Raw genomic sequence first — 1335 nt, 5'->3', positions numbered from 1 at the left:
CTATGGACGCCTCCCGCGCAAGGTAGTTTCTCGATGTTGCTCCGGCATTGGATGCGTGAATCTATCCGGCCTGTTGATTGAGGTGTTTTCGCCCCTGGCCATGATGGGAATCCGCGCGGTTCAGTGCCTTTTAAGATGAGCGGCCTCGAGGGCCATCGTTCCTTACAGGCTGTGAAGCGGCGGTCCGTGCCGTTACACCATCAAGTCTTCACCTCGCATTTGTAACCTCTGATCAGATTGCGGCCCGCTGCCCGAACGGTCACGCCATTTTGTAACTTTCGCCGCTTCGCAACATCGCCCAGGCCATGCGAGCAGTCTTGTTTGCCATGGCGACGAGTGTCTTGTTGTGGCCTGCCCTTGATTGCAGTTCCTGCGCCCATTTTGAACGCCGGTCGTCATGCTTGGCGATCCGCAGCAACGCAGACCGTGCACCATGTATCAGCTGGCGCCTCAGGTAATGATTGGCTCTGTTCCCGATACCACCGAGCCTTGGCTTTCCGCCGGTCGTGTATTGTCGCGGAACCAGTCCAATCCAGGCAGAAAGGGCTCGGCCGGATGCGAAGTGTCGGCCATCGTCAATTGCGGCGATGAGGGAGGTTGCGACAATCGGTCCTACCCCCGGCAGCGTAGTCAGACGTTTGCAACGATCGTCTCTCCGGCAGATATCAACCAGCATGTCATCCAGAGTGGATACTCTGGCATCCAAGTCGCGATACTCCTCGACGAGCTTCAGGAACAGGTCCTTCGCCAAGTGCGATAGTTCGGCAATTTCGATCATCTTGTCGACCTGCAGCCGGAACCGGGACGCACCTGCCGGCATGACGACGCCATACTCGGCCAAAAGACCACGAGTGTGATTGATCAACGCGGTGCGCTGCACGATCAGTCTGTCACGCGTTCGGTGCAGAGCTTGCAGATCCTGCTGTTCGACGCTCTTCAGCGGCACGAACCGCATGGTTGGCCTGTTGGCAGCTTCGAAAATGGCTTCGGCATCAACCGCATCATTCTTCGATCCCTTCACGAATGGCTTGACGAAACGCGGATGGATCAGGCGAACGGCATAACTCAGCGCCTCGAAGACGCGGCCCCAGTGGTGTGAACTGGCGCAGGCTTCCATCGCGACCGACTGCGGTTGCAATCTGGTCACCGCATCGACCAGCTTTGCCCTGCTAACCTTCCGCGAGATTACCTCACCTTCGCAAGTGATCCCGTAGATGTGAAAAGACTGCTTGCCCAAATCGATCGCTAGCATTTGCATGTGATGAACTCCTCTTCCCGGTCGCTGTGGCAACATGCTCGGCCCGCTTGCGGGAGGCGTCCATCCCATAAGATGAA

General features: G+C 57.5%; 1 protein-coding gene. It reads right to left on the bottom strand.

Features of this window, described 5'->3' with window-relative positions; translation table 11 throughout:
* Positions 1-259: 259 nt before the first annotated feature.
* Entirely contained in the window at positions 260-1258 is a 999-nt protein-coding gene (locus NN5_RS24685) for an IS110 family RNA-guided transposase (protein WP_020819418.1), read from the bottom strand.
* Positions 1259-1335 lie beyond the last annotated feature (77 nt).

The organism is Novosphingobium naphthalenivorans NBRC 102051, assembly GCF_001590985.1.
GTDB lineage: Bacteria > Pseudomonadota > Alphaproteobacteria > Sphingomonadales > Sphingomonadaceae > Novosphingobium > Novosphingobium naphthalenivorans.
The sequence above is the reverse complement of the archived record's forward strand: the minus strand, read 5'-3'. Positions and strand labels throughout refer to the sequence as shown.